Genomic DNA, 20,468 nt, shown 5'->3' on the forward strand with positions numbered 1-20,468 from the left:
TTCGATGATGAGAAGAAAATGGCGAAGCCGGAGACGCCGTAAGCCGCCAAGTGGCAAACGCAAAATGTGGTTGATCATTTTATTGGTCACCGCGTTTTGTTTGATGCAGGGCTTTGCTTATGTGGATAAAAAGATGAAGCCCCCCATCATGCACTTGGCCAAGATTAGAGTGAAGCAGATAGCGACTGAAGCGATCAACAAGGCGATTACAGCACAGGTTGCAGATGGCAAAACCAACGAAGGACTGATTGACTGGAAAACGGATACCGCCGGGAAAGTGTCCGGTTTCATGCTGAACTACAATGAGCATATGCGAATCACCGCAAGTACGATGAATATTGTGCAATCCACGCTGCAAAATGTACACATGTTAAAAGAAAAAATCCCGCTGGGGCAGGCACTTGGCAGTCCGGTGTTGGCTTCATTTGGCCCGAGTATACCGGTTCGTATTGAGCCACAAGGCGCTGTCAAAGTGGACCTGAATACCCGTCAGCAAAATGCGGGTATTAACATGATTTTGGTGGAAGTGTACATTCACATCATTGCTGAGGTGGCGGTCGTGGTGCCATTCGACATGGAGCCCGAAACGGTCGATACGGAAATCCCGATTTCCTACCTTCTGGTTGTCGGGGATGTGCCAATGTATTATTACGATAATCAGGGCAAGCCAGTGGGCAGTAACGGCAGTAATGCCCCAGCTATTGCGCTGCCATCAGGCCATACGGGTGTATCAAGCGGTAATGGGGTAACTACGAATCCCCCTAGCCAGAACCAACAACAGACGCCGTCAGACCATTTGCAAGGGAATGAACTTGAAATTGAGCCGGATGATCTGCCTGATGTGAATGGGGGATTGCAGCTCAATAAGGACGCGCACCCATGATACACACAAATTTGAATTGTAAAGCAAAGAAAGGGGCCTCTATTAAAGAGGTCCCTTTTTCGCTTTGCTGATCGTGCATATACTCGTCTCACTTGCTTTTCTTGCTCTTTTGTTTGCGTTCATCCTGTTCCCAATGTTTCAGCTGTGGATAAGGATCGAACGACCATTCGTGCAGTCCGCTGTCCCGATAGATTCCATAGTGTAGATGTGGAGGGAATTTGCCCTGTGTCCCAGGTTTCCCGTAACCCGAACTGCCAACCCAACCTACGACCTGACCGGGGATCACAACTTCACCGATGCGTGCACTTTTGTCAAAACCCGAGAGGTGGGCGTAATAATGATAATGGTTGTTCAAATCCCGAATTCCGATGCGCCAGCCGCCAAACGGATTCCAGCCTTTGATTTCCACGACCCCGTAACAGGTACTGCGCACAGGCAGGCCATGCGGAGCGAAGATATCCGTTCCCTCATGAATGCGATAACCGCCCCAGCTTCTTTTTGTCCCCCAGGTACTGCGATAGGAGTAGTTGGTTCCGAGTGGGACCGGAAAGGCATGTCCGAATAGATCCAGATTGTCAAAATGCTCATATAACTTCGCGAATTGCTGTATCCGTTGCACAGCACGGGAGTTGTGATAATATTCCCACAAGGCAATGTTGAAGTCCTCTTGCTTGTTCCCGTAACCTTGAATAACAGAAGCTATGCTGTACAGCACATCCTGATCATTGTTGGCATCCGCTATACCGTCTCCTGAGCCATCACGTCCATATCCTTTGAAAAAAAGAATGGATTCCGGATGTTGATCCGTCTCATCGGGATTTAGCCATCCTCTCCAGGCCGGAGGGGTCATGAAGATACCCGTAAGCCGCTCCGGATGCTTGCGATCCTTTGGATGTGCACGAGTAATCGTTCGTTCATACTGATCAATGGCAGCAAGCCTGTACCAGGGAATCTGGGTCATCTGACCGATGGTTTCATATAAATGGCGACGTGCAGCGAAAATTTCTGCGGGTTTTAACTCGGCAGCCTGTGGTTTGGGAGCGGCCTGGGCGGGTTCACTGTAAACTTCAACAGGCAAGAATGGGAGAAGCAGAGTACCTGCAAGTAATGTTTTGATCCAAAAGCGGTACGTGTGCCTGAAGGTCAAGCGTTGTTGCACTGGGAAACAGCCCCTTTCCATTAGAATAATACAAGGTACCCGATGAACCAAGCTAAAGGTTAGCGTTCTTCAAAAGTTCTCATTTTATCCATGTAAGCTCTTGGGGGGAATCGAATTATACAAATTGTCCATATCGGGCATGAATGCACAAGATGTGACAAATGGGGGTTTTTCCAGCGCTTTCATGGTATAATATGTTCCGAGCAACAGCCTAACTTCAGTAGAAAGAAGGTTTATGCATTGGCTAAACGTGTTAAAGAACCGAAGCCGGATTGGATTCGGATCAAATTGACAACCGGCGATAACTATCAGGAAATGAAAACGATGATGCGTTCCAAAACGCTGCATACGGTATGTGAGGAAGCGCGGTGTCCGAATATTTATGAATGCTGGGCCAATCGAACGGCCACTTTTATGATTTTGGGCGACATTTGCACAAGGGCATGCCGTTTTTGCGCGGTGAATACAGGCTTGCCAACGGAGCTTGATTTGCAGGAACCAGAACGTGTGGCGGAAGCAGCAGAGCAGATGAATCTGCAACATTGCGTAATTACAAGTGTAGCCCGTGACGATCTGAAAGACGGGGGAGCTACGATCTTTGCAGAGACGGTAAAGGCCGTACGGCGGCGGTTGCCATTGTGCAGCGTTGAAGTACTCATTCCAGACTTTCTGGGCGATCGGGAATCTTTGCAGATTGTAATGGATGCCAAACCGGACATCCTGAATCACAATATTGAGACGGTTGAGCGGTTGTCAGACAAAGTGCGTGCCAAGGCGAAATATAAACGTTCACTGGAATTGCTTGCTCGTGCCAAAGAAATGCAACCTAACATCCCTACGAAATCAAGCATTATGCTTGGTGTAGGTGAGGAATATAATGAAATTTTATCAACAATGGATGATCTTCGTGCGGTGAACTGTGATATTATGACGATTGGTCAATATTTGCAGCCATCGGAGAAACATCTGTATGTTGAAAAGTATTATCCGCCAGAGGAGTTTGCTGCATTGAAACAGGAAGGATTAAAACGTGGATTCAGCCACGTCGAATCTGGCCCGATGGTACGCAGCTCCTACCATGCGCATGAACAGGTGAAATCGGCTACCAAACATGCTGAACAGGCGGCAACACACGCGTGATGGAGGATACCGGATTGGAAGAAGAAAAAAACACAGAACAGATTCAGGAGCAACTTCAGGAACAGATCCAGGAGCCGGTTCAGGAATCGGTTGTTGAGTCAGTTGAAGAAAAGCCCAAAGAACCGGTCATTGTACAGATCGGCGGCAAAAATTATGAAATCGTCCAGAACCACAAAGAAGGCTGGAATCCAGAGGTTTTCCGTGATCGTTACAGTGAAGTGCTGGAGCGTTATGATTATATTATCGGAGACTGGGGTTATAGCCAGTTAAGGTTAAAAGGTTTTTACCGTGATAACCATCCAAAAGCGACGAAGGATTCCACAATCGCCAGTATGGTGGATTATATCAATGAATATTGTAACTTTGGCTGTGCGTACTTTGTGCTTCAGAAGAGCAAAGATCAACCTCAAGCCAAAGCAAAAAGCGGTTCCTGAGAAGGACCGCTTTTTTGGTGTGTTTATTTTAGTCAAGAAATGCCGTGCGAACCCGGTTCCAGAATGGATAAGGGCGGAAACGTGCGAAACTGACCTTGTGACTGGATACCTGACAACGGACGGAGATCAGATCCTCCACCATCACATTCACATGATCAATGGTCATCAGTAACCGCTGATCCTTGCGGGAGAAAATATCACAATGATGATGCTTGGGCAAAATAACCGGTGAACCAAGTGTCCGATAGACCCGGTTATTAATCGATGCAATCTCCGCAATCTGAATGGCCTCGATGGTTGGATGAACCATGGCACCGCCAAGGGCCTTGTTGTATGCCGTGCTGCCTGATGGCGTGGATACACAGATTCCATCCCCACCACGGAACATCTCAAATGTCACATCGTTAATATCGACCTGGGCCACGACGGTACCGTCTACACCTTTTAATGTAAATTCATTAAGGGCGATGTAAGAGGAATTCCCCGACTTTTTCCGGATCTCAAGCTCCAATAGCGGGTATTGTACAATGCGTGGTTTGAGACGCTCCGGATCTCCTTTGCCACTCATCAGCCTGACTAACTCCCGTAATTCTTCCTTCTTCCAATCGGCGTAAAAGCCGAGATGGCCTGTATGAACCCCAACAAAAGCAATATCCGGAATACGGTCGATGAAATTGTGAAATGCCTGCAGCATCGTACCATCGCCCCCGATGGAGATAACAATCTCCGGCGATTCTGCATCCAGCTTGAACCCTTCTTCCTTCGCCAGCGCATGAAACTGCTGACTGAGATCAATCGATAACTGGTCTCCGCGGTCTTGAACATAGTATCTCAAGATGAAAGCTCCTTTGTGGTCATTATACTACCGATGATAATCAATTCCGCGGAAGAACACAACGTTTGGGCGCATATTCAGTTAAATATAGATGAATCGTTGACTTATTTTTTGGCATGTCGTCTAGGCTTGAAAATGGAACTTAATATCGCTAGGAATAACAACAACACGATGAGGCTTACAAAAACAATCATTCCTGACAAGAAAATCAGTCCCCATTCCGGTGTATACGTTGATAACGATGGGATGAAACCGGGCTCCATGAGAACGGGTGAAGAGGAGTGTCCCATCATGGGAGTCCACAACAGTAGGACCAGAACAGGTGCGATTAGCGCATGAATCGCTCTGGCAAATAGAAATGGACCGTATCTCATGGGTGTGTTGCTAAGAACACTCATAATCTGTGCATGGACGGATAATCCGCCCCAGGAGAGAACAAAGGCTGCTGCTGCTACTTTATAGACGAGTGGGATGGATGCCCCGGCACTCCCAGCCTCTTTGTTCCCCAGCGTTACTTCAAACAGCCCACCGACCAAGCTAGGAGATAAAGATGGAGGCAGTCCGCTATGTCGTAACAATTGCTCGGTTATCCCGTATAATCCGCCAAGCCAACCGGTCTGTACAAGCAGCTCCATCATGACCGAGAAGAATACAACCAGCCCTCCTACGATAATAATAAGGCGAAGGGATGAGGAGACTGCCTGGCGCAGCAGTTCACCAAATGCCCGTCCGTCAGCCTTTCTTGCTTCATGCATCGCATAGATGGCCCGGACCAGTCTGTTTCTAGGTATTTCCTCCGATGGAGATCCAGAAGAGATGTCTGGCTGTGAGCCTTTTGCTGTACCCCCGTGAAAACGCATGAGCATACCCACGAGAAAAGCTGCAGCGTAATGGCTCGCAACCAATACTGGAGCAATGGCGACATTATGGAAGAACCCAACCGATACGGCTCCAATCATGAAGATCGGATCGGATGATGTAGTGAAGGCAACAAGCCGTTCTCCTTCTTCCCGGGTAACCAGCTTTTGTTCCCATAACTGGGCGGTCAGTTTCGCCCCTGTAGGATAACCGGATGCACAGCTCACGGCAAATACAAAACCACCGCTTCCGGGAACACGAAACAATGGACGCATCAGTGGATTCAGCAATGTGCCTAGAAAATGAACAATGCCAAAGCCGAGCAACAGCTCGGACAGCACCAAAAAAGGAAAAAGGGAGGGAAACAATACGTCCCACCAGATGGACAGTCCGCGTACACCTGCATGCCAGGTTTCCGCTGGATACAAGACCATTAATACACAAAGGATCAGGAGAGCGAGTGTGACCAGGACATGGGTGAGTCGTTGTGAAGCAGCCATGAATTCTTCTCCTTTATTTTTGGAATGGTCGATGTGCGGAAGTCTGTGATGTTATTGCCATCAATATATGAAAAAAAGTGGACAAACAGTACAAAATTATGCGTAGAAAGCGCTTGCAAAAGTGGCTGTGTTTTTGAGTGATGTGTGCTAAAATGAGAAAAACGCCTGAACGTCACCTAATTGTCTCCAAGGTGGAATTCAATTCGGATGGAGTGATGATCATGAGTCTTGTCACCGGAATCCTGGTCTGTGCTTTTGTATATGTGATACGTGCCTCGCTGGTACGCTCTGAGGAAGAGGACTGGCGGAGTTATTAATGGAATATCTAGTGCGCCAACCTATGCGGTTGGCGCTTTTTTTTGTTATGTTTTGAATAAGGTCCTATATACAGATGGCAGGTTACATGTCCTGATGATTTCATGTTATATAGGACTTTTTGGTTTTTTTTGATAGAATGGAGATAAAGGCTTTTGGGGCCTGGATATTGTTACTGTTTTCACAATGTTCATGGAACGTGTAATATATGGCAAAATTCGACATCAGAAAGGGGAATCAGATGAATGAATCCCAGTTTGAGTATTTATGACAATCTTGGTGGTGAGAAAGGTGTTCGCGCACTGGTCGAGGCTTTCTATCCGATCGTTCAGCAGAATGAGCAGCTGGCTCCGCTTTTCCCGGAAGATATTCAGCCGGTCATCGACAAGCAGTATATGTTTTTGTCTCAGTTTTTTGGAGGACCAGGGCTGTTTTCCGAGGCGTTTGGACATCCAATGATGCGTGCCCGTCATATGCATTTTGAAGTGACGGTTGAACGGGCTGAGGCTTGGCTTGCATGTATGGATCAAGCCTTAACACAGATTGGTGTGGAGGAGCCCTTGCATTCGTTTATCCTGCAGCGTTTATCCGGGCCTGCACATCACTTTGTGAATACACCGTAGTTCCGAATATGATTATAAGCGTACGGGAGAGGGATGGAAGAGATTGGAATTAGAGCCGCTGTATAAGGTGAAAGTGACCTGCCATTATTGCGAAACCGAGTATGAAACCTCACGGGTAAGACCGAGTTTGAAAAGGCCCTACCGGACGGATTCGGATTTTTGTGCGTACTACAAACTGGAGAATCCAGATTTTTATGTGGTTCGCATCTGTCCGCAGTGCGGGTTTGCCTCCACGGAGAACGCAACGGAGCATTTGAATGATGCTCAGCGCAAGGCTTTTAAGGAACAGATCGGTAACCGCTGGGTTAAACGTGATTATAGCGGAGCACGAACACTGGAACAGGCGCTGGCTACGTACAAACTTGCCTTGCTGTGCGCACAGGTTATCCAGGAGAAAGATCGTGTCGTCGCTGGTCTGTTGCATCACATAGCTTGGTTGTATCGTTATATGGAGGACCATGCACAGGAACATCGTTTTCTTGAATTTAGCCTTGAAGCCTATGTGAAGGTGTTCGAACGTGAAGGAACGGGTGGCAATGAAGCTAAACTGTTGTATTTGCTCGGGGAATTGAACCGCAGGGTAGGACGGTTTAATGAAGCAGTGCAATGGTTCAGTAAGGTCATTCATGACAAGCGGATCACAGATGCGGCCATGATTCGTGCTTCAAGGGAACAGTGGGCCGTGCTGCGTGAGCAGATGATTTCAAGTAAATTGGAACTCCCAGAAGAGATGCTGGAAACAGACAAAGAGGCTGCGAAGCGCAGCCCCCTCTAAGTTGATCTTACATTAGTTACGGACTGGACGGCTGGATAACAAATAGTCACTGTCGTTGTCGATCACGGTCATACTTGTATTACAACAGGGAAAGACCAGTAGTTTCTTTTTGCCTTCGCGAATGAGCACAAGCTCTTTTGGTTTGAGGGGGAGCAGCACGTTGCTTGCATGACAGTAGGGACATTGCTGTACATAGATGTCTCCCATCACAATATCGTAAGGCCAGCTGTTCTCAAACGGAATCATTCTTGTTCGCCTTCTGGTGCGGAAGGTTTGGAGGCTTCTTGTTTGGCGAGTTCCGCAATCTTCTGCATCAGGATATGTTGGGGCATGTGCATCAGGTGCTCCAAAGGTACACCTAAGGATTCTGCTAATTTGACGGCTGTATCAGCCGATACTTGTAAAGGTTTCATACGTTTACCTCCTGAAAGTTGCTATAAGTATTTCTCTAGTATAGAGATATGACTCACAGAAAACCAGTTTTTAATTCAATCCTAATCATCCAATTTATAGAGAGAGGTGCCTTATTAAATGAAAACGCCATTACACCCCGTATGGGATCTGGAGTCCATTTTTAGTGGAGGTTCTTCCTCCGAGACATTCGCTGCGTATCTGATTGAATTGGAAGAGGATGTACGTAAACTGCAACATCTGTTGAACGAAACACCTGCACCGACTTCATTAAAAGAGACGGCTGCATTTGATCCCATTTTGGAACTGCTGCAAAGCTGCTATGTCCGCATATCGGAAGGTTCTGCGTTTGTATCTTGCCTCTCATCACAAAACCAGAAGGACAAGAAGGCAACGCAGCTTCAGGGGGCAATCAGTTCCCTTGGTGCGATGTTGAACGGCAGTAAGTCGAAGTTCGATAATACACTCAGTCAGACATCAGATTCGGTGTGGGACGCTTGGATTGCTCGGGAAGATATTCAGCCGCTGGCATTTGTACTGAACGAGAGTCGCACGCTGGCACGTGAGAAGCTGTCGCCGGAACTGGAAGGTCTTGCTCTGGATCTGGGTGTGGATGGTTACCATGGTTGGGGCAAATTCTACAACACGATTGTCAGCAAGGTGAACATTCCATTTGAGCAAGATGGGGAAACGGTGATGCTCTCCGCAGGACAGGCTGCCAACAAGCTGAGCGATAGCGATCGGAATGTACGTGAGACGGTATTCGCAAACTGGGAGCAGGCTTGGACCGATGTCGAAGATTTCTGTGCAGATACACTGAACCACCTCGCAGGATTCCGTCTGAAGTTATATGAGAAACGTGGCTGGGATGATATCCTCAAAGAACCCCTGGCCATCAACCGGATGTCACGTCAGACACTGGATACGATGTGGGATGTGATTAACGGTGCCAAACCTGCGCTTGTTCAATATCTGGAGCGCAAGGCAGAACTGCTGGGGGTAGACAAGCTCAGCTGGAGTGATGTAGATGCACCTGTAGGTAAATCGAGTGGCAAAATCACTTACGATGAGGCAGCCATCAATATTGTTGAACAGTTTGCCAAGTTCAGTCCTAAACTTTCCTCGTTTGCAGAGATGGCTTTTGAGAAACGCTGGATCGAAGCAGAAGACCGTCCTGGCAAACGTCCAGGCGGATTCTGTACGTCTTTGCCACTTAGCAAAGCAACCCGGATTTTCATGACCTTCTCCGGGACGCCATCTAATGTGTCGACTCTTGCGCATGAACTTGGTCATGGATATCATCAACACATTATGGAAGAGTTGCCTGCATTGAATCAACGTTATGCGATGAATGTGGCTGAGACAGCGTCCACGTTTGCTGAACTGATTGTAGCAGATGCCCTGGTGCAGGCGGCAACAGATGAGCAAGAGAAGCTGGCTTTGTTGGAAGACAAGATACAGCGAAGTGTGGCTTTCTTTATGAACATCCATGCCCGGTTCCTGTTTGAGAATCGTTTCTATGAACAACGCAAAAAAGGGCTGGTCAACGCGGATGAATTATCCAAATTAATGGTGGAGGCGCAACAGGAAGCGTTCTGTGGTGCACTTGCATCAGATCATCCGCATTTCTGGGCATCCAAACTGCATTTCTATCTGACAGGTGTGCCATTCTATAACTTCCCATACACGTTTGGGTACATGTTCAGTGCGGGAATCTATGCGAGAGCACAGCAAGAAGGAACAGCATTTGCAGATAAATACGATGATTTGTTACGGGATACAGGGCGTATGACAGTCGAAGAACTTGCTCAGAAACATCTGGGTACAGACCTGACACAACCGGAATTCTGGCAAAATGCTGCGGACTTGGTTATTGCCGATATTGAGCAGTTTCTGCAGATGACAGCAACTGAAAAATAGGATGAATATATATGAAATGGCTGCAATCCCGTGTTAACAGACACGGGATTGCAGCTTTTTTGTTCGAGATCCCGATTTTTAGTTCTCGAATATTTTGTCGCAAATAAGTGAAAAAACTCGGTTTAAGGAATTGAAATGGCAATTAATTGCGCAAATTATAGTCATAATTACCCAATTTTATCATTCTTTGTTGAATGAGCATATATGATGTCATATAATGAGTCGTAAGTCCTTGTCATATAGGACTATAAGCTTATAGGAGGAGTGTTATTATGAAAATTGAACAGCTTTCATTAGCACGACAGTTAGATTTGGTATTCAAAGAGCTTGATCATGAATTATCAGGTTTAGATTCAGGGGTAGTTTTTGTGCAAATACGAAACAACGTAATTGGGAAATTTGGGATTCGACATAATCCGATAACCGGACGCGATGGACAGATGGAAATCGAGGATGGAGGATTAAACGATACCCAAAGAACTTCTTTCCGAGCTATGGCTCTGGAAACGTTGAAATTCAAGCGTAATTGGACACATGGAGAAATAGCGTATGACTTCACAGTAAGACAAGGTATGATTTTGGTAGATGCAACGATGGAATCCAATTACAATATGGCCAGCCTTATGATTCGTTACCCTAGAACCAATACATACAACAAGGATTCAGGTATGGAGTCGACCTCATAATTCATTGCACAAGAGAAAGCGGCACTTCCGAAGAAGGCCGCTTTTGTTTTTTTAACGCTACTTAAGCAAAAATTACGAGCTTACGAACGACCCGATAATTGCTGCTCAGCGATTTGTACCAGACGTTTAGTGATGTATCCACCCAGAGAACCTGTCTCACGGGAAGTATAGTTACCGTAGTAACCATCTTGTGGAATCGTTACACCCAGCTCTTGTGCAGCTTCCATTTTCAATTGTTGCAATGCAGCAGTTGCTTGGGGAACGACCAGGTTGTTGGAGCGGCTACCGCTACCTTGGTTTTGACTTCCGTACATATGTGTCACCTCCTTATGGGTTGGTGATGTTAGTATGGTTAGAGAATAAGGAAATATACATGATATGGCGTAAGGGAAAATATGGATAACTATCAGTGCACAGGACACATAAAAAAGCCGACCCAATGCGGGTCGACAAGTTGTATATGGATATCAAAATATAGGGTGATAAGCGTAAAAGCAAAATAGAGGATGATCAGCTCGTTTAGTCTGTAGGAGGTATAACCTCAATACGTGTAAATAACTCAACAGGCTGTTCCGGTTCCAAGCGAATCAACCCGGTTTGTTCATCCGATAAAGCCAAATTAGGTGCATCCGGGAGCCAAGTGTACGGTTCAATGCACAAAAACTGATCGGATTCACCTTTGGTAAAGAGAACCCAATGTTTGAAAAATGTTTCATCTGCTGAATATTTCAATGTATATCCATCTTGCCTGCGTAAGTAAGCCGTAGCCGGTTCACCTTCGGTAGCTTTCAACAGGGTATCCCAGTTACGTCCCTGCAAATTGATGCCTTCGTTAAGAGCAGACCATTCACCCAGGGATTCCAGTTCACCTGTCGGTAATTGTTCTTCATTCTGTCCGTATATTCCGGAAACAGGCAGTTGCAGTGTCCAGTCGGCAGGTTTGCCGTCTAACAAAAACCATGTATGATATCCCATCCCAAAAGGAGCAGGTGTTGAGCTCAGATTGGTGACTCGCAGACGCTGGCTAAATACAGCGTTTTGCAGACTGAACGTCATCTCAAGTTTCAGGGGAATCGGGAATTGAGCCATCCAATGCTCTTCATTTTCGGTCAGTAATTCAGTCGTAATTGCACAGCCGTCTTCATCTTCCTCAATGTCACTGACACACCAGGATTGGGTACGGTGGAGACCGTGAATATGGTTGTCATTCGCCGTGTTTTGATCGAACTGGTAACGAACACCTTCATATTCGAATTGTCCACGATGAATGCGCCCTGGTGGAATCAGGAGAGGAACGCCAAAATGGTACGGCTTCTGCAAATAAAAGGCAAGATCGTCTTCATCCGGACGGCGGACGACATCTCTGTCCTGCACCAAATCGCGAATAGAAATGATATTATTTCCAAGACGCGGCAGCAGGGTGATTTCCAATTCACGGCTATGTAGGATATACGTGTCGTAACCATTCCATTGGCCTTTGGTCACTTGTTTCATATCGATGCTCCTTTTCCCACTTGAAATCTGTCTGCAAGCAGTTGTGTTGAAGCTACTGCTGCAGGCGTGTCGTTGTGTACATGCCAGCTATTTCCTGCGCTATTTCGTGTGAAGAAGGCAACAGGATAAGCAATTCCATCATAACAGATTTTGATGTCTCGGGTAAAAAAGTTCAACTCATTTTGACATTCGCGCCTGTGCGCATTAAGATGGAACTCTGAAAGCATTTATTAGAATTGAATGACATGAAATCGATGACAGGGATAAGTAGGCCAAGAGAACTCTCTTCAGAAAGCCGGTGGTTGATGCAAACCGGTGTGAGCTTTTTACCGAATGGACCCTTGAGTGTGGATTTGAACAGGCGTAGCCAACGATAGGCTTGCCCCACTAGAGTCTGCCGTATAATCCACGTTACGGAACAATGAAGGCATTTCTTCGGCTTGACTTGATTCAGGGTCAGGAGCAATGGAAGAAAAGCGAATAAGGGTGGCACCACGGTCTCACGTCCCTTGCGGATGTGGGGCCTTTTTGCGTTCGCAGAGAATGGCAGGAGTTTTTTTTATATACAATCAGGGAGGCGTTATGTGTAATGAAAACAGTACTTTCAGGTATTCAACCGAGCGGCAAGCTCACATTAGGTAATTATATTGGTGCAATCAAAAATTTTGTGAAACTTCAGCATGACTATCAGTGTCATTTTATGGTGGTTGATCTTCATGCCATCACCGTGGCTCAAGAGCCGGCAGCATTGCGTGAACAGTCAGAAGCTGTAGCTGCGCTGTTTATTGCAGCAGGCATTGATCCGTCGAAATCCAACGTATTTCTGCAATCCCATGTACCGCAGCACGCGGAACTGGGCTGGTTGATGACTACGCTGACCTCCATGGGTGAGCTTGAGCGTATGACTCAATTTAAGGATAAATCATCCGGTAAAGATTCCGTTGGTGCCGGACTGTTTGTGTATCCATCATTAATGGCGGCTGATATTTTGTTATACAATGCTGACCTTGTACCGGTAGGTGAGGATCAGAAGCAGCATTTGGAGCTGACACGTGATCTGGCAGGACGTTTTAACCACCGCTATGGGGAGTACTTCACCATTCCAGATCCGTATATCCCACAGGTAGGTGCACGGGTAATGTCACTTGATGATGCCTCTTCGAAAATGAGTAAAAGTAACCCTAACGCTGGCAGCTATATTGCCCTGCTGGATCCGCCGGATGTGATTCGCAAAAAAATCAGCCGTGCCACTACAGATTCGGGACGTGAAGTCGTATATGATCCGGCAAACAAACCGGAAGTTAGCAATCTGATGAGTATCTACGCTGAATGTGCAGGTATGACGCTTAAAGAAGTAGCTGAGCGTTATGAAGGCAAGATGTACGGTCCGTTCAAAAAGGAACTGGCTGAAGTGGTTGTATCTGTGATTGAACCGCTGCAACAACGGTATAATGAGATTCGTGAGTCTGGCGAATTGGCTGAAGTCTTGGATACGTCAGCCCGCCGTGCAGAAGAAGTTGCTGCTCAAACGTTGGATGCAGTGAAAGAACGTATGGGATTTGTTCCGAGACGTAAACAGTAGTGCTGAACAAGATCTTCATATTTCACGCATTGAATAGTTAACATGAATAAAGAGGAGCCCTATTGAAGGACTCCTCTTTATTTGTGCGTTCATTATTGAACTATCAAATGACCTGCTCAAGAAGTGGGCTCTGAAGCAGCCGAGCGAACTTCCTGACGTTCTTTTGTGGCACGAATCACGAATCCCCAGCCAATGTTGGCAATGGACAGGACAAATATCAGTGCAGCAAACCAACCGGAGTAGGAGATCATAATTGCTGAAACCGTTAACAAAATAATCGAAGAGAATGCGAACCATAAGGATAAGCCTTTACTCATTGGGAAAAACCTCCATCTACAAATTTAGTAAAATTCCGTATAACCTGAAGCGTACGAGCCATAATAATCTTGCAAGCTTGCAATACATTACAGACACAGATTGAAAGGAGATTATAAATTATGGCTCAAGGATCTCGTTCTTCAAACAACTTGGTGGTACCTCAAGCGACTGCAGCACTGCAACAATTGAAAATGGAGGCTGCACAGGAACTGGGTGTAACTATCCCACAAGACGGTTACTATGGTAACTACACTTCCCGTGAAACAGGATCTTTGGGTGGATATATCACCAAACGTCTGGTACAAATCGCTGAGCAGTCTCTGGCTGGGTCTGGCAAATAATTTATCTTAACCAACAGCAACAAAACAGGATAAACAGAAAGCCCGGAGCGGAAACGCTCCGGGCTTTCTCGCGTATCAGTTCCTATGTCTGATTTTGCCTTGCCATGCTCACTTCGTCAAGGGCGAGCAGATAAAAGTTTTTTATCCATTTTCTCATCGCTTAACCAGCCTACATAAGTATCAATCGTCTCAAAATTCCGATCCATCACAATTACAGCGACAAATGGATATTGTTTTCGGTGTCGATAACGTACATCTGCCCAGCGGACCTTGTAACCGGCAGGCAGTTCTTCTACCTCTGCCACCGCATAGGAGGTGAAATAGAGGAAGGCGCTGACTTCCGGTGATTTGCGTGAAGCAGCAACGGCGGCATGAGTAGAAGACGAGGCGTGCAGACTCCATACCAGATTAGAACCATCCATTTTACCGATCACATAACTGCCGTCCTCAACTCGTTTAACCACATGCCAGCGGTTCCAGGATATCGTTGGAATGACGATGTATCTTGCCTGCTCTGGGCTGTTGTCGAGACGTCTAACTTTTCTGACTGCTTGTGCACGAGCAATCGTTCGCCATATATAATATAAACCGGTCAAACTATACAACGTAACGAAGAGTGGCGCAGGGGCGATCAGATCAAAGGCCCATAACAAGATAGCTATGACATGTGTAGTGAATAGAAACGGATCAAAAATATGAATGATGTTCCAGGCGATCCAGCGTTCCGTAAAAGGCCGGGCGGCTTGGGTTCCATAGGTGTTAAACAGATCGGTGAATACGTGAAAGCCTACGGCCACAGCGGTCCAGGTGGCAACGTGACCCATAGGGACACCAGGGAATATCAGTGCAATGACGCCGGTGATGAGCAAAACCCATAACAGGAGAAATGGCAGAGAGTGTGACAAGCCCCGATGATTCCGAATGTAAAGCGAATTGCTTTTGAGACGTAACGCAGTATCGATGTCAGGGGCCTGGGAACCGGCGATCGTGCCAACCATTACCGCAGCTGCAAGCATGGGACTAGCCGCGACAACAGGGTCGACATAAGCCAGACCGGCTAAACCAATCCCCATGACAAAATGTGTAGAGGTATCCATAAACGTCTCCTTTGTGTGGTGTATCGTTCTAAGGCATATTACTTCTCTATCTAGGTGATACCCATATATAGTGTATAATATCCGTCTGTCAGGATGCAAAACATCCCTAATTTCGAAGTTATGACAATTTCCTGTGACATACCCAATAAATGTACGTAGTTTGTCAAACTATTTTGGCAGTTCCTATGATAAACTTTATATCGGATACAGTGAGAAAAAGCGCCAGAGAACGTACGATACTATTCGAATGATATACAACACTAAAATAATTTATGGGCATTGTTCCTTTTAACCGTTACAATAATATAGAATCTCATAATAAGTAGGTTTCTTTGAATACATATGTCACAGTAGTATGGATAAAGCGAAACAAACGTGATTTTGGGTTCACATATGTATGCGTATTCATAAGAGAAGATATAGAAGGGACGAGGAAGATGCTGAAAAAGTACAAATGGACATGGATGCTGCTCGGGCTCGCACTGATAATGGCTGTGTATCTGATGTGGGGCACCGTATTTGCCAGTAAGGAAAAATTACCCGAGATTCGTGAAATCCAATCCTTTTCCATGGAAAATGTAGATGGCAGTACGGTATCACTGGAGGATACTCAAGGGAAAGTCCGATTGTTCTACTTTTATTTCACCAGTTGTCCGGATGTCTGCCCGATTACGACGTTTACATTATCCCAGGTGCAGGATCTGTTGAAAGAGGACGACACCTTCGGTAAAGATGTCTCATTTGTCTCCATTTCATTCGACCCGAAAGTCGATACAAGAGAGAAGATTAAGACGTTTGCGGACCGCTTCCACGCGGATTATTCCGGATGGTACTTCTTGCGAGGGGATATGGACAAAACCAAACAGTTGGCCAGGGATTCATTCCAGATCCTGATCGAAGGAGAGAATAAGGACGATTTTGCCCATATGAACATGATCGGGTTGGTGGATGAGAACAACCAGCTGCGCAAGGTATATAACGCATTTAATACAGAGGACGTTGTGCCAGCTGTCATTGCAGAGGATATTCGTAATCTGATCAAGGAATAATCATCTGATCATCATACTGAAAAGGCTGCCTTCAGGTTGGATATCAACCCAAAGGCAGCCTTTTGGTATTTCATTTTAAAAGGAAGGATGTTCAGGGTATTGGATGTATGTCTCTAACCCGGCCTTTTCCAGTTGGGCAATGATATACTCATCAGGTGTTCCTTCCACACCCGCATATCCTCGTCTAGTATACATCTGTACTGCATCCGGGAAAGCATCCCGAAGTACACCTCTAATTTTTTTGCCGGAACTGTCATTATCCATAAATAAAAAGACTTCATCATAACCGACTTGCTTGCGCAGGGTCTCCAACTTGAGGGAATTAAGTGTTCCAAACGTACATAGAATGTTGATTTCGGGTCCAACCAAACGTTTCAGTTTGCTTCGGTCATTCTTACCTTCCACAATGACATGAATAGGCATGATATTCACCTCTTGTTCGAGAGCTTATGTCGACATTCCCCGGGAAATGTTGCAGCGAAAATCGACTGATTATATAAAATGGACTCCTTTCTTTACACTGTTCACCACGCGGACAGGAGCACGTCTGATTTCTAAATTCTTCTTCACATACATCAGGAATTAATTCTGATCAGTAGTGGTCGTTACGGTTACGGATCGTTCCTTCGATCGCTGTTGTCTCCAAATTTCTGATTGATTTTATTTTTTATAGGTTGAAATATGGAGACAAAGGCGAACGCTACCGCTTCTTCAAAATCGATTCCGTCCCCTTCACTACTTCCAATGATCGTGCATATCTAATGATGATATTTAAGAAAAAGTTGAAATCTTGAAGACAGCGCTTATGCCCCCTAGGTCGTTCCGTTCGTGTGTAAAACGTTAGTCCATTTTATATAGTTTAGCTGTAAATGGGGGAATGATGCAAAGCTAATGAAAATACTGGCCTAATTGCTATCATAACGGTAGGGAAGAAGAGCTTGATACAGGCCTAATTCAATATACTTTTTGGATCAGCGAGGGAGGCTTCGCGTCTGGATGTATAGTATGGAAGCAGTAGCATACCAATCATTAATAAAACAAAGGCGATGAAATAGGGTGATAACCCGACACGAAGTTGCCCGGCTGTGATGGGGCCGATGAAAGAGCCGATGGAGGTGGCAATGGATTGCAGCGAGAAAATGCGGCCCAACTTGCTTCCTCCGCTCAGACGGATAAATAGGGTTGCCATAGCTGGAAAGATGATGCCTTTGGACATCCCAAGTACAAATAATACGGTGGACAACGGAACCTGCGGAATGGCTGCCATCACAAAAAAACACAAGGACATTAACAGCACGCCCGCAACCAGACGCAGCTTGGGGGAATACCGGTTGAGGAATAACATGCTGAGTGTGAAGAGTGCCCCAATACTGATTATAGAGAACAGCAGTCCGGTAGACATGATGGACGATTGTCCTCCTCCCCGCAGGGGTAATTCGAAGAAGAGAATCCCTTGAGCACAGGCAATCACCAGAGGCAAGGCAAAGTATCGCCAGGACACCGGCAGGAATGCACTTGTGGCATCTGCTGGTAAAACGTCAGGTTTGGCAGGTACCGTTACTTTCTCATGCTGCTTGATGATGCCGCGGGGCATGGTCATAAAAGCAATGACACCTGTGAGAATAAGCAGATAGCCCAATCCTGAGAATGTAGCAGAGAATCCCATGGAACCCACAATGATCGCACCGGCTGCTGGCGATACCACAGATGCGAGGGTATGTACTACCCCATGACCTGACATATACTTCCCCTGTTTCACCGGATCGCTGGATAACTGTGCAAGCAGGGCGAGACATGCAGGAGACAGGAAGGCCAGCACAAACCCGCTGATGGAACGCAGCGCCAGCAGTTGCCATGGTGTCTGGACATAGGCTTGCAGGAGCAGGATGAATCCTGCACCGAGCAGACTGAATACAATGTAGCGGCGACTGCCATGTTTATCGATTTGTGTTCCAGCAATCAGATTGCCAGGAAGATGCGTTAAGGAATAGATGCCCATCATCCAGCCAATGAAGGTAGGGGCGGCTCCCAGCGAGATGGCAAAAGGGGTCAGAATGGGATACTGGGCGTGCAGATCAAATACAGCAAGGAACAAAAACAGGTATAGCCAGATGGCCGTTTTCACATAAGCCCCTCCTTGTTAAGCGATGCTTGTTCAAACTACAGGTCTTGAACGTGTTCCCCGTTCGCCCGGCAGAACCTCATGGTACTACTTGTACGCCCGGCGGGACGAACTTAGACCGTTTATTTTTAAGGGAGAGGGCTTAGCTGACAGCAGCTTCGGAAATCATGTATAATATTCGGGAGTGTTACGAATGAATTCTAATACGGAAGGTGTAGTCATGAACATAGAAGTAATCAAAGAGTTTGTGATGCAGAACTGGCTGGTGATCGTGGTTGCATTGATCATATTGTTCTTTGTTCTGAATGTGGTCAAAACCGTATTGAAATGGGCGATTGCCATCATCATTATTGCGGCTCTACTGATATACAGCGGCATCTCCATTGATCAGATCAAACAGACAGTGACAGACGTACAATCCAGCACGATGGACACATTGAAGAAGGAAGCAACCAGCATGATGCTTAAAGAGGCTTCCAAAGCGAAATACGTCAAAGGACAGGATGGAGCGTTCACCATCACAAGTCCCAATGTGGAGATTAAGGGCAGAACTCAATCGGATAAAGTTGATGTGACCTTCCGCGGAATTTCACTTGGCGAATGGAAACTCGACAATGAAACTATACGTACGTTTGTCGAACAGGCACAGGAGAACAAAACAGCACCAGCATCGTAGTAAAGGGGGAATCGGTACGTGCTGCAGAATTGGCTGGACAGCCTGAAGGAATTGAATGGCATCACGATTATGCTGTTGCTGATTGTGGCTGCTTCATTATTGCAGGGTTGGTCCAGAGGGGCTTCGCGTTCAGCAGGCAGACTCTTTGGGTTCCTGATGGATGGCATTATGGCGGTCATTGGTATTCTGTTGTCGATCGGTTTAACATTGTGGCTTGCACCATATGTACAGCAGTGGCTGTCTGAGTATGCTTCTGCCATGCCTAATCGTGAGTTGAACCGGTGGGAACAGATGTATTATACGTTGGTTACGGCGATTGCAGATTTTCCACTAATGCGGTTCGCTGTGTTATTTGTATTAAGCTATGGACTCATCCGACTGATTCTCGGGTTTCTCTCTTCATTTATTTTTAGCAGCAGGCAGGGGTCAGCCGAGGAAAGTGCGCCTAAAGGTATGTTTAGTCGGTTGACGGGTGCATTCATTGGCACGATCATAGGCTCCGTCCGCGGTATGATTGTCATTGCGGTCTTGTTCATGATTGTCAGTCTTTACCCCGGGAGCATGTTCAGCCGATATGTGGAAGCATCTCCGATCTATATGCAAGGGGCCAAATCGGTTATCGAACCGTTGTCTGGCACGTTTATCAAGGACAAGCTACCCGTATTTACGCAGGCTGTGCAGAAGGAATTGGGCGGCATCCTGCAACGCAAATATGAAGTCATTGACCATAATATTCCGACGGATATTGAATCAGCCGCGATTGAGATTGTCAAAGGCCAATCGACAGATGAAGCCAAAGCAAGAGCGCTATACGACTGGGTAGGTTCACGTATTCAGTATGACTATGGTAAAGTGGATGACTATGAGCAAAAGGGCATATGGCATGAACAGAATCCACAGAATACATTTGATACACGCAAAGGCGTATGTATTGATTATGCCCGTCTTTACGCCGTAATGGCCCGTTCACAAGGACTTGAAGTCAAAGTTGTTACAGGGCTTGGTTATAACGGCCAGGGAGGGTACGGTCCGCATGCGTGGAATGAGGTGTATTTGAGTGATTCCGAGAGCTGGGTTCCGCTTGACCCGACATGGGCGATCAGTGGAGACTGGTTTAATCCTCCGAATTTTGCCGACACCCATCTAAAGGATCAATCAGCTTAGCAATACAACGGACAAGGGTCCGGAATATGACGACGTTGCCAGGTTATCATGCCGTGAAGAATCAGTTTGAGCGGTATGCATCAAGT

General features: G+C 46.4%; 24 protein-coding genes and 1 other annotated feature. Of the genes, 13 read left to right on the forward strand and 11 right to left on the reverse strand.

All coding sequences use genetic code 11. The features are described 5' to 3' along the window. Positions 1–4: 4 nt before the first annotated feature. Positions 5–883, forward strand: a complete 879-nt coding sequence (yunB, locus tag QF049_RS28445) for a sporulation protein YunB (protein WP_307542237.1) — start codon at positions 5–7, stop codon at positions 881–883. A gap of 88 nt (positions 884–971) precedes the next feature. On the opposite strand, the gene QF049_RS28450 is transcribed toward yunB, so the two are convergent. Beyond that, complete coding sequence (locus tag QF049_RS28450) at positions 972–2,042, reverse strand: M23 family metallopeptidase (RefSeq protein ID WP_307542239.1); 1,071 nt, start codon at positions 2,040–2,042, stop codon at positions 972–974. A 240-nt stretch (positions 2,043–2,282) separates the two neighbouring features. Between QF049_RS28450 and lipA the strand changes: the two genes are divergently transcribed. Next, positions 2,283–3,182 (forward strand): lipoyl synthase, encoded by a 900-nt coding sequence (gene lipA, locus QF049_RS28455; RefSeq protein WP_017692371.1) that lies wholly within the window; start codon positions 2,283–2,285, stop codon positions 3,180–3,182. A 14-nt stretch (positions 3,183–3,196) separates the two neighbouring features. Continuing rightward, positions 3,197–3,616 (forward strand): YutD family protein, encoded by a 420-nt coding sequence (locus QF049_RS28460; RefSeq protein WP_223199774.1) that lies wholly within the window; start codon positions 3,197–3,199, stop codon positions 3,614–3,616. A gap of 28 nt (positions 3,617–3,644) precedes the next feature. On the opposite strand, the gene QF049_RS28465 is transcribed toward QF049_RS28460, so the two are convergent. Beyond that, positions 3,645–4,451: an NAD kinase gene (locus tag QF049_RS28465; protein ID WP_307542242.1), complete on the reverse strand. Its 807-nt coding sequence runs from the start codon at positions 4,449–4,451 to the stop codon at positions 3,645–3,647. Between the two features lie 104 nt (positions 4,452–4,555). After that, complete coding sequence (gene ylbJ, locus QF049_RS28470; protein ID WP_307542245.1) at positions 4,556–5,809, reverse strand: sporulation integral membrane protein YlbJ; 1,254 nt, start codon at positions 5,807–5,809, stop codon at positions 4,556–4,558. A gap of 152 nt (positions 5,810–5,961) precedes the next feature. Between ylbJ and QF049_RS28475 the strand changes: the two genes are divergently transcribed. From QF049_RS28475 to QF049_RS28485, 3 genes are all read left to right on the forward strand, one after another. After that, positions 5,962–6,126 (forward strand): hypothetical protein, encoded by a 165-nt coding sequence (locus QF049_RS28475; protein ID WP_155984997.1) that lies wholly within the window; start codon positions 5,962–5,964, stop codon positions 6,124–6,126. A gap of 243 nt (positions 6,127–6,369) precedes the next feature. Further along, the gene (locus QF049_RS28480; protein ID WP_036605723.1) at positions 6,370–6,747 is read left to right on the forward strand and encodes a globin domain-containing protein; all 378 of its coding nucleotides are present in this window, start codon (positions 6,370–6,372) and stop codon (positions 6,745–6,747) included. Between the two features lie 43 nt (positions 6,748–6,790). Next, a complete protein-coding gene (locus tag QF049_RS28485; protein WP_076211011.1) occupies positions 6,791–7,522 on the forward strand; it encodes a DUF2225 domain-containing protein in 732 nt (243 codons plus the stop codon). 12 nt (positions 7,523–7,534) lie between these two features. Here QF049_RS28485 and QF049_RS28490 read toward each other — a convergent pair whose 3' ends face one another. Then, positions 7,535–7,768, reverse strand: coding sequence for a hypothetical protein (locus QF049_RS28490; protein ID WP_017692378.1), 234 nt, complete (start codon positions 7,766–7,768; stop codon positions 7,535–7,537). Further along, positions 7,765–7,935, reverse strand: coding sequence for a YycC family protein (locus tag QF049_RS28495; protein ID WP_017692379.1), 171 nt, complete (start codon positions 7,933–7,935; stop codon positions 7,765–7,767). The genes QF049_RS28490 and QF049_RS28495 overlap by 4 nt, the downstream gene beginning before the upstream one ends. A gap of 118 nt (positions 7,936–8,053) precedes the next feature. Here QF049_RS28495 and QF049_RS28500 point away from each other — a divergent pair, with 118 nt between their 5' ends. Continuing rightward, complete coding sequence (locus QF049_RS28500) at positions 8,054–9,853, forward strand: M3 family oligoendopeptidase (RefSeq protein WP_307542247.1); 1,800 nt, start codon at positions 8,054–8,056, stop codon at positions 9,851–9,853. Between the two features lie 269 nt (positions 9,854–10,122). Beyond that, on the forward strand, positions 10,123–10,539 hold the full coding sequence (locus QF049_RS28505) for an O-methyltransferase (RefSeq protein ID WP_145325063.1): 417 nt from the start codon (positions 10,123–10,125) through the stop codon (positions 10,537–10,539). Between the two features lie 80 nt (positions 10,540–10,619). Here the strand turns inward: QF049_RS28505 and QF049_RS28510 are convergent, their stop codons facing one another. Next, positions 10,620–10,853, reverse strand: coding sequence for an alpha/beta-type small acid-soluble spore protein (locus QF049_RS28510; RefSeq protein WP_111269531.1), 234 nt, complete (start codon positions 10,851–10,853; stop codon positions 10,620–10,622). A gap of 205 nt (positions 10,854–11,058) precedes the next feature. Next, positions 11,059–12,033 (reverse strand): aldose 1-epimerase, encoded by a 975-nt coding sequence (locus QF049_RS28515; RefSeq protein ID WP_307542250.1) that lies wholly within the window; start codon positions 12,031–12,033, stop codon positions 11,059–11,061. Positions 12,034–12,278: 245 nt separating this feature from the next. After that, positions 12,279–12,546, forward strand: a binding site (T-box leader). A 76-nt stretch (positions 12,547–12,622) separates the two neighbouring features. On the opposite strand from QF049_RS28515, the gene trpS reads away from it, so the two are divergent. Continuing rightward, a complete protein-coding gene (gene trpS / locus QF049_RS28520) occupies positions 12,623–13,615 on the forward strand; it encodes a tryptophan--tRNA ligase (RefSeq protein WP_307542251.1) in 993 nt (330 codons plus the stop codon). A gap of 116 nt (positions 13,616–13,731) precedes the next feature. Here trpS and QF049_RS28525 read toward each other — a convergent pair whose 3' ends face one another. Next, complete coding sequence (locus QF049_RS28525; RefSeq protein ID WP_307542253.1) at positions 13,732–13,932, reverse strand: hypothetical protein; 201 nt, start codon at positions 13,930–13,932, stop codon at positions 13,732–13,734. 120 nt (positions 13,933–14,052) lie between these two features. Here QF049_RS28525 and QF049_RS28530 point away from each other — a divergent pair, with 120 nt between their 5' ends. Beyond that, positions 14,053–14,274 (forward strand): alpha/beta-type small acid-soluble spore protein, encoded by a 222-nt coding sequence (locus QF049_RS28530; protein WP_056702318.1) that lies wholly within the window; start codon positions 14,053–14,055, stop codon positions 14,272–14,274. 116 nt (positions 14,275–14,390) lie between these two features. On the opposite strand, the gene QF049_RS28535 is transcribed toward QF049_RS28530, so the two are convergent. Next, positions 14,391–15,371: a metal-dependent hydrolase gene (locus QF049_RS28535; protein WP_307542255.1), complete on the reverse strand. Its 981-nt coding sequence runs from the start codon at positions 15,369–15,371 to the stop codon at positions 14,391–14,393. Between the two features lie 437 nt (positions 15,372–15,808). On the opposite strand from QF049_RS28535, the gene QF049_RS28540 reads away from it, so the two are divergent. Beyond that, on the forward strand, positions 15,809–16,420 hold the full coding sequence (locus QF049_RS28540) for an SCO family protein (RefSeq protein WP_124117453.1): 612 nt from the start codon (positions 15,809–15,811) through the stop codon (positions 16,418–16,420). 75 nt (positions 16,421–16,495) lie between these two features. Here QF049_RS28540 and QF049_RS28545 read toward each other — a convergent pair whose 3' ends face one another. Further along, on the reverse strand, positions 16,496–16,843 hold the full coding sequence (locus tag QF049_RS28545) for a toprim domain-containing protein (protein ID WP_062837991.1): 348 nt from the start codon (positions 16,841–16,843) through the stop codon (positions 16,496–16,498). A gap of 526 nt (positions 16,844–17,369) precedes the next feature. Further along, a complete protein-coding gene (locus QF049_RS28550) occupies positions 17,370–18,545 on the reverse strand; it encodes an MFS transporter (protein ID WP_307542258.1) in 1,176 nt (391 codons plus the stop codon). Positions 18,546–18,735: 190 nt separating this feature from the next. Here QF049_RS28550 and QF049_RS28555 point away from each other — a divergent pair, with 190 nt between their 5' ends. Together QF049_RS28555 and QF049_RS28560 are read left to right on the forward strand one after the other, a co-directional pair. Further along, positions 18,736–19,218, forward strand: a complete 483-nt coding sequence (locus tag QF049_RS28555) for an ATPase (RefSeq protein ID WP_174806458.1) — start codon at positions 18,736–18,738, stop codon at positions 19,216–19,218. Positions 19,219–19,236: 18 nt separating this feature from the next. Further along, positions 19,237–20,382: a transglutaminase domain-containing protein gene (locus QF049_RS28560; RefSeq protein ID WP_307542260.1), complete on the forward strand. Its 1,146-nt coding sequence runs from the start codon at positions 19,237–19,239 to the stop codon at positions 20,380–20,382. Positions 20,383–20,468 lie beyond the last annotated feature (86 nt).

Source organism: Paenibacillus sp. W4I10 (assembly GCF_030816325.1).
Taxonomy (GTDB): domain Bacteria; phylum Bacillota; class Bacilli; order Paenibacillales; family Paenibacillaceae; genus Paenibacillus; species Paenibacillus amylolyticus_B.

What these genes read in the sequence shown, in the direction of transcription:
- QF049_RS28475 (WP_155984997.1), top strand. Translation starts at nt 5,962, where the DNA reads ATGAGAAAAACGCCTGAACGTCACCTAATTGTCTCCAAGGTGGAATTC.
- yunB (WP_307542237.1), top strand. Translation starts at nt 5, where the DNA reads ATGATGAGAAGAAAATGGCGAAGCCGGAGACGCCGTAAGCCGCCAAGT.
- QF049_RS28525 (WP_307542253.1), bottom strand. Translation starts at nt 13,932, where the DNA reads ATGAGTAAAGGCTTATCCTTATGGTTCGCATTCTCTTCGATTATTTTG.
- QF049_RS28510 (WP_111269531.1), bottom strand. Translation starts at nt 10,853, where the DNA reads ATGTACGGAAGTCAAAACCAAGGTAGCGGTAGCCGCTCCAACAACCTG.
- QF049_RS28495 (WP_017692379.1), bottom strand. Translation starts at nt 7,935, where the DNA reads ATGAAACCTTTACAAGTATCGGCTGATACAGCCGTCAAATTAGCAGAA.
- QF049_RS28515 (WP_307542250.1), bottom strand. Translation starts at nt 12,033, where the DNA reads ATGAAACAAGTGACCAAAGGCCAATGGAATGGTTACGACACGTATATC.
- QF049_RS28535 (WP_307542255.1), bottom strand. Translation starts at nt 15,371, where the DNA reads ATGGATACCTCTACACATTTTGTCATGGGGATTGGTTTAGCCGGTCTG.
- QF049_RS28555 (WP_174806458.1), top strand. Translation starts at nt 18,736, where the DNA reads ATGAATTCTAATACGGAAGGTGTAGTCATGAACATAGAAGTAATCAAA.
- QF049_RS28480 (WP_036605723.1), top strand. Translation starts at nt 6,370, where the DNA reads ATGAATCCCAGTTTGAGTATTTATGACAATCTTGGTGGTGAGAAAGGT.
- QF049_RS28545 (WP_062837991.1), bottom strand. Translation starts at nt 16,843, where the DNA reads ATGCCTATTCATGTCATTGTGGAAGGTAAGAATGACCGAAGCAAACTG.
- QF049_RS28490 (WP_017692378.1), bottom strand. Translation starts at nt 7,768, where the DNA reads ATGATTCCGTTTGAGAACAGCTGGCCTTACGATATTGTGATGGGAGAC.
- QF049_RS28500 (WP_307542247.1), top strand. Translation starts at nt 8,054, where the DNA reads ATGAAAACGCCATTACACCCCGTATGGGATCTGGAGTCCATTTTTAGT.
- trpS (WP_307542251.1), top strand. Translation starts at nt 12,623, where the DNA reads ATGAAAACAGTACTTTCAGGTATTCAACCGAGCGGCAAGCTCACATTA.
- ylbJ (WP_307542245.1), bottom strand. Translation starts at nt 5,809, where the DNA reads ATGGCTGCTTCACAACGACTCACCCATGTCCTGGTCACACTCGCTCTC.
- QF049_RS28530 (WP_056702318.1), top strand. Translation starts at nt 14,053, where the DNA reads ATGGCTCAAGGATCTCGTTCTTCAAACAACTTGGTGGTACCTCAAGCG.
- QF049_RS28540 (WP_124117453.1), top strand. Translation starts at nt 15,809, where the DNA reads ATGCTGAAAAAGTACAAATGGACATGGATGCTGCTCGGGCTCGCACTG.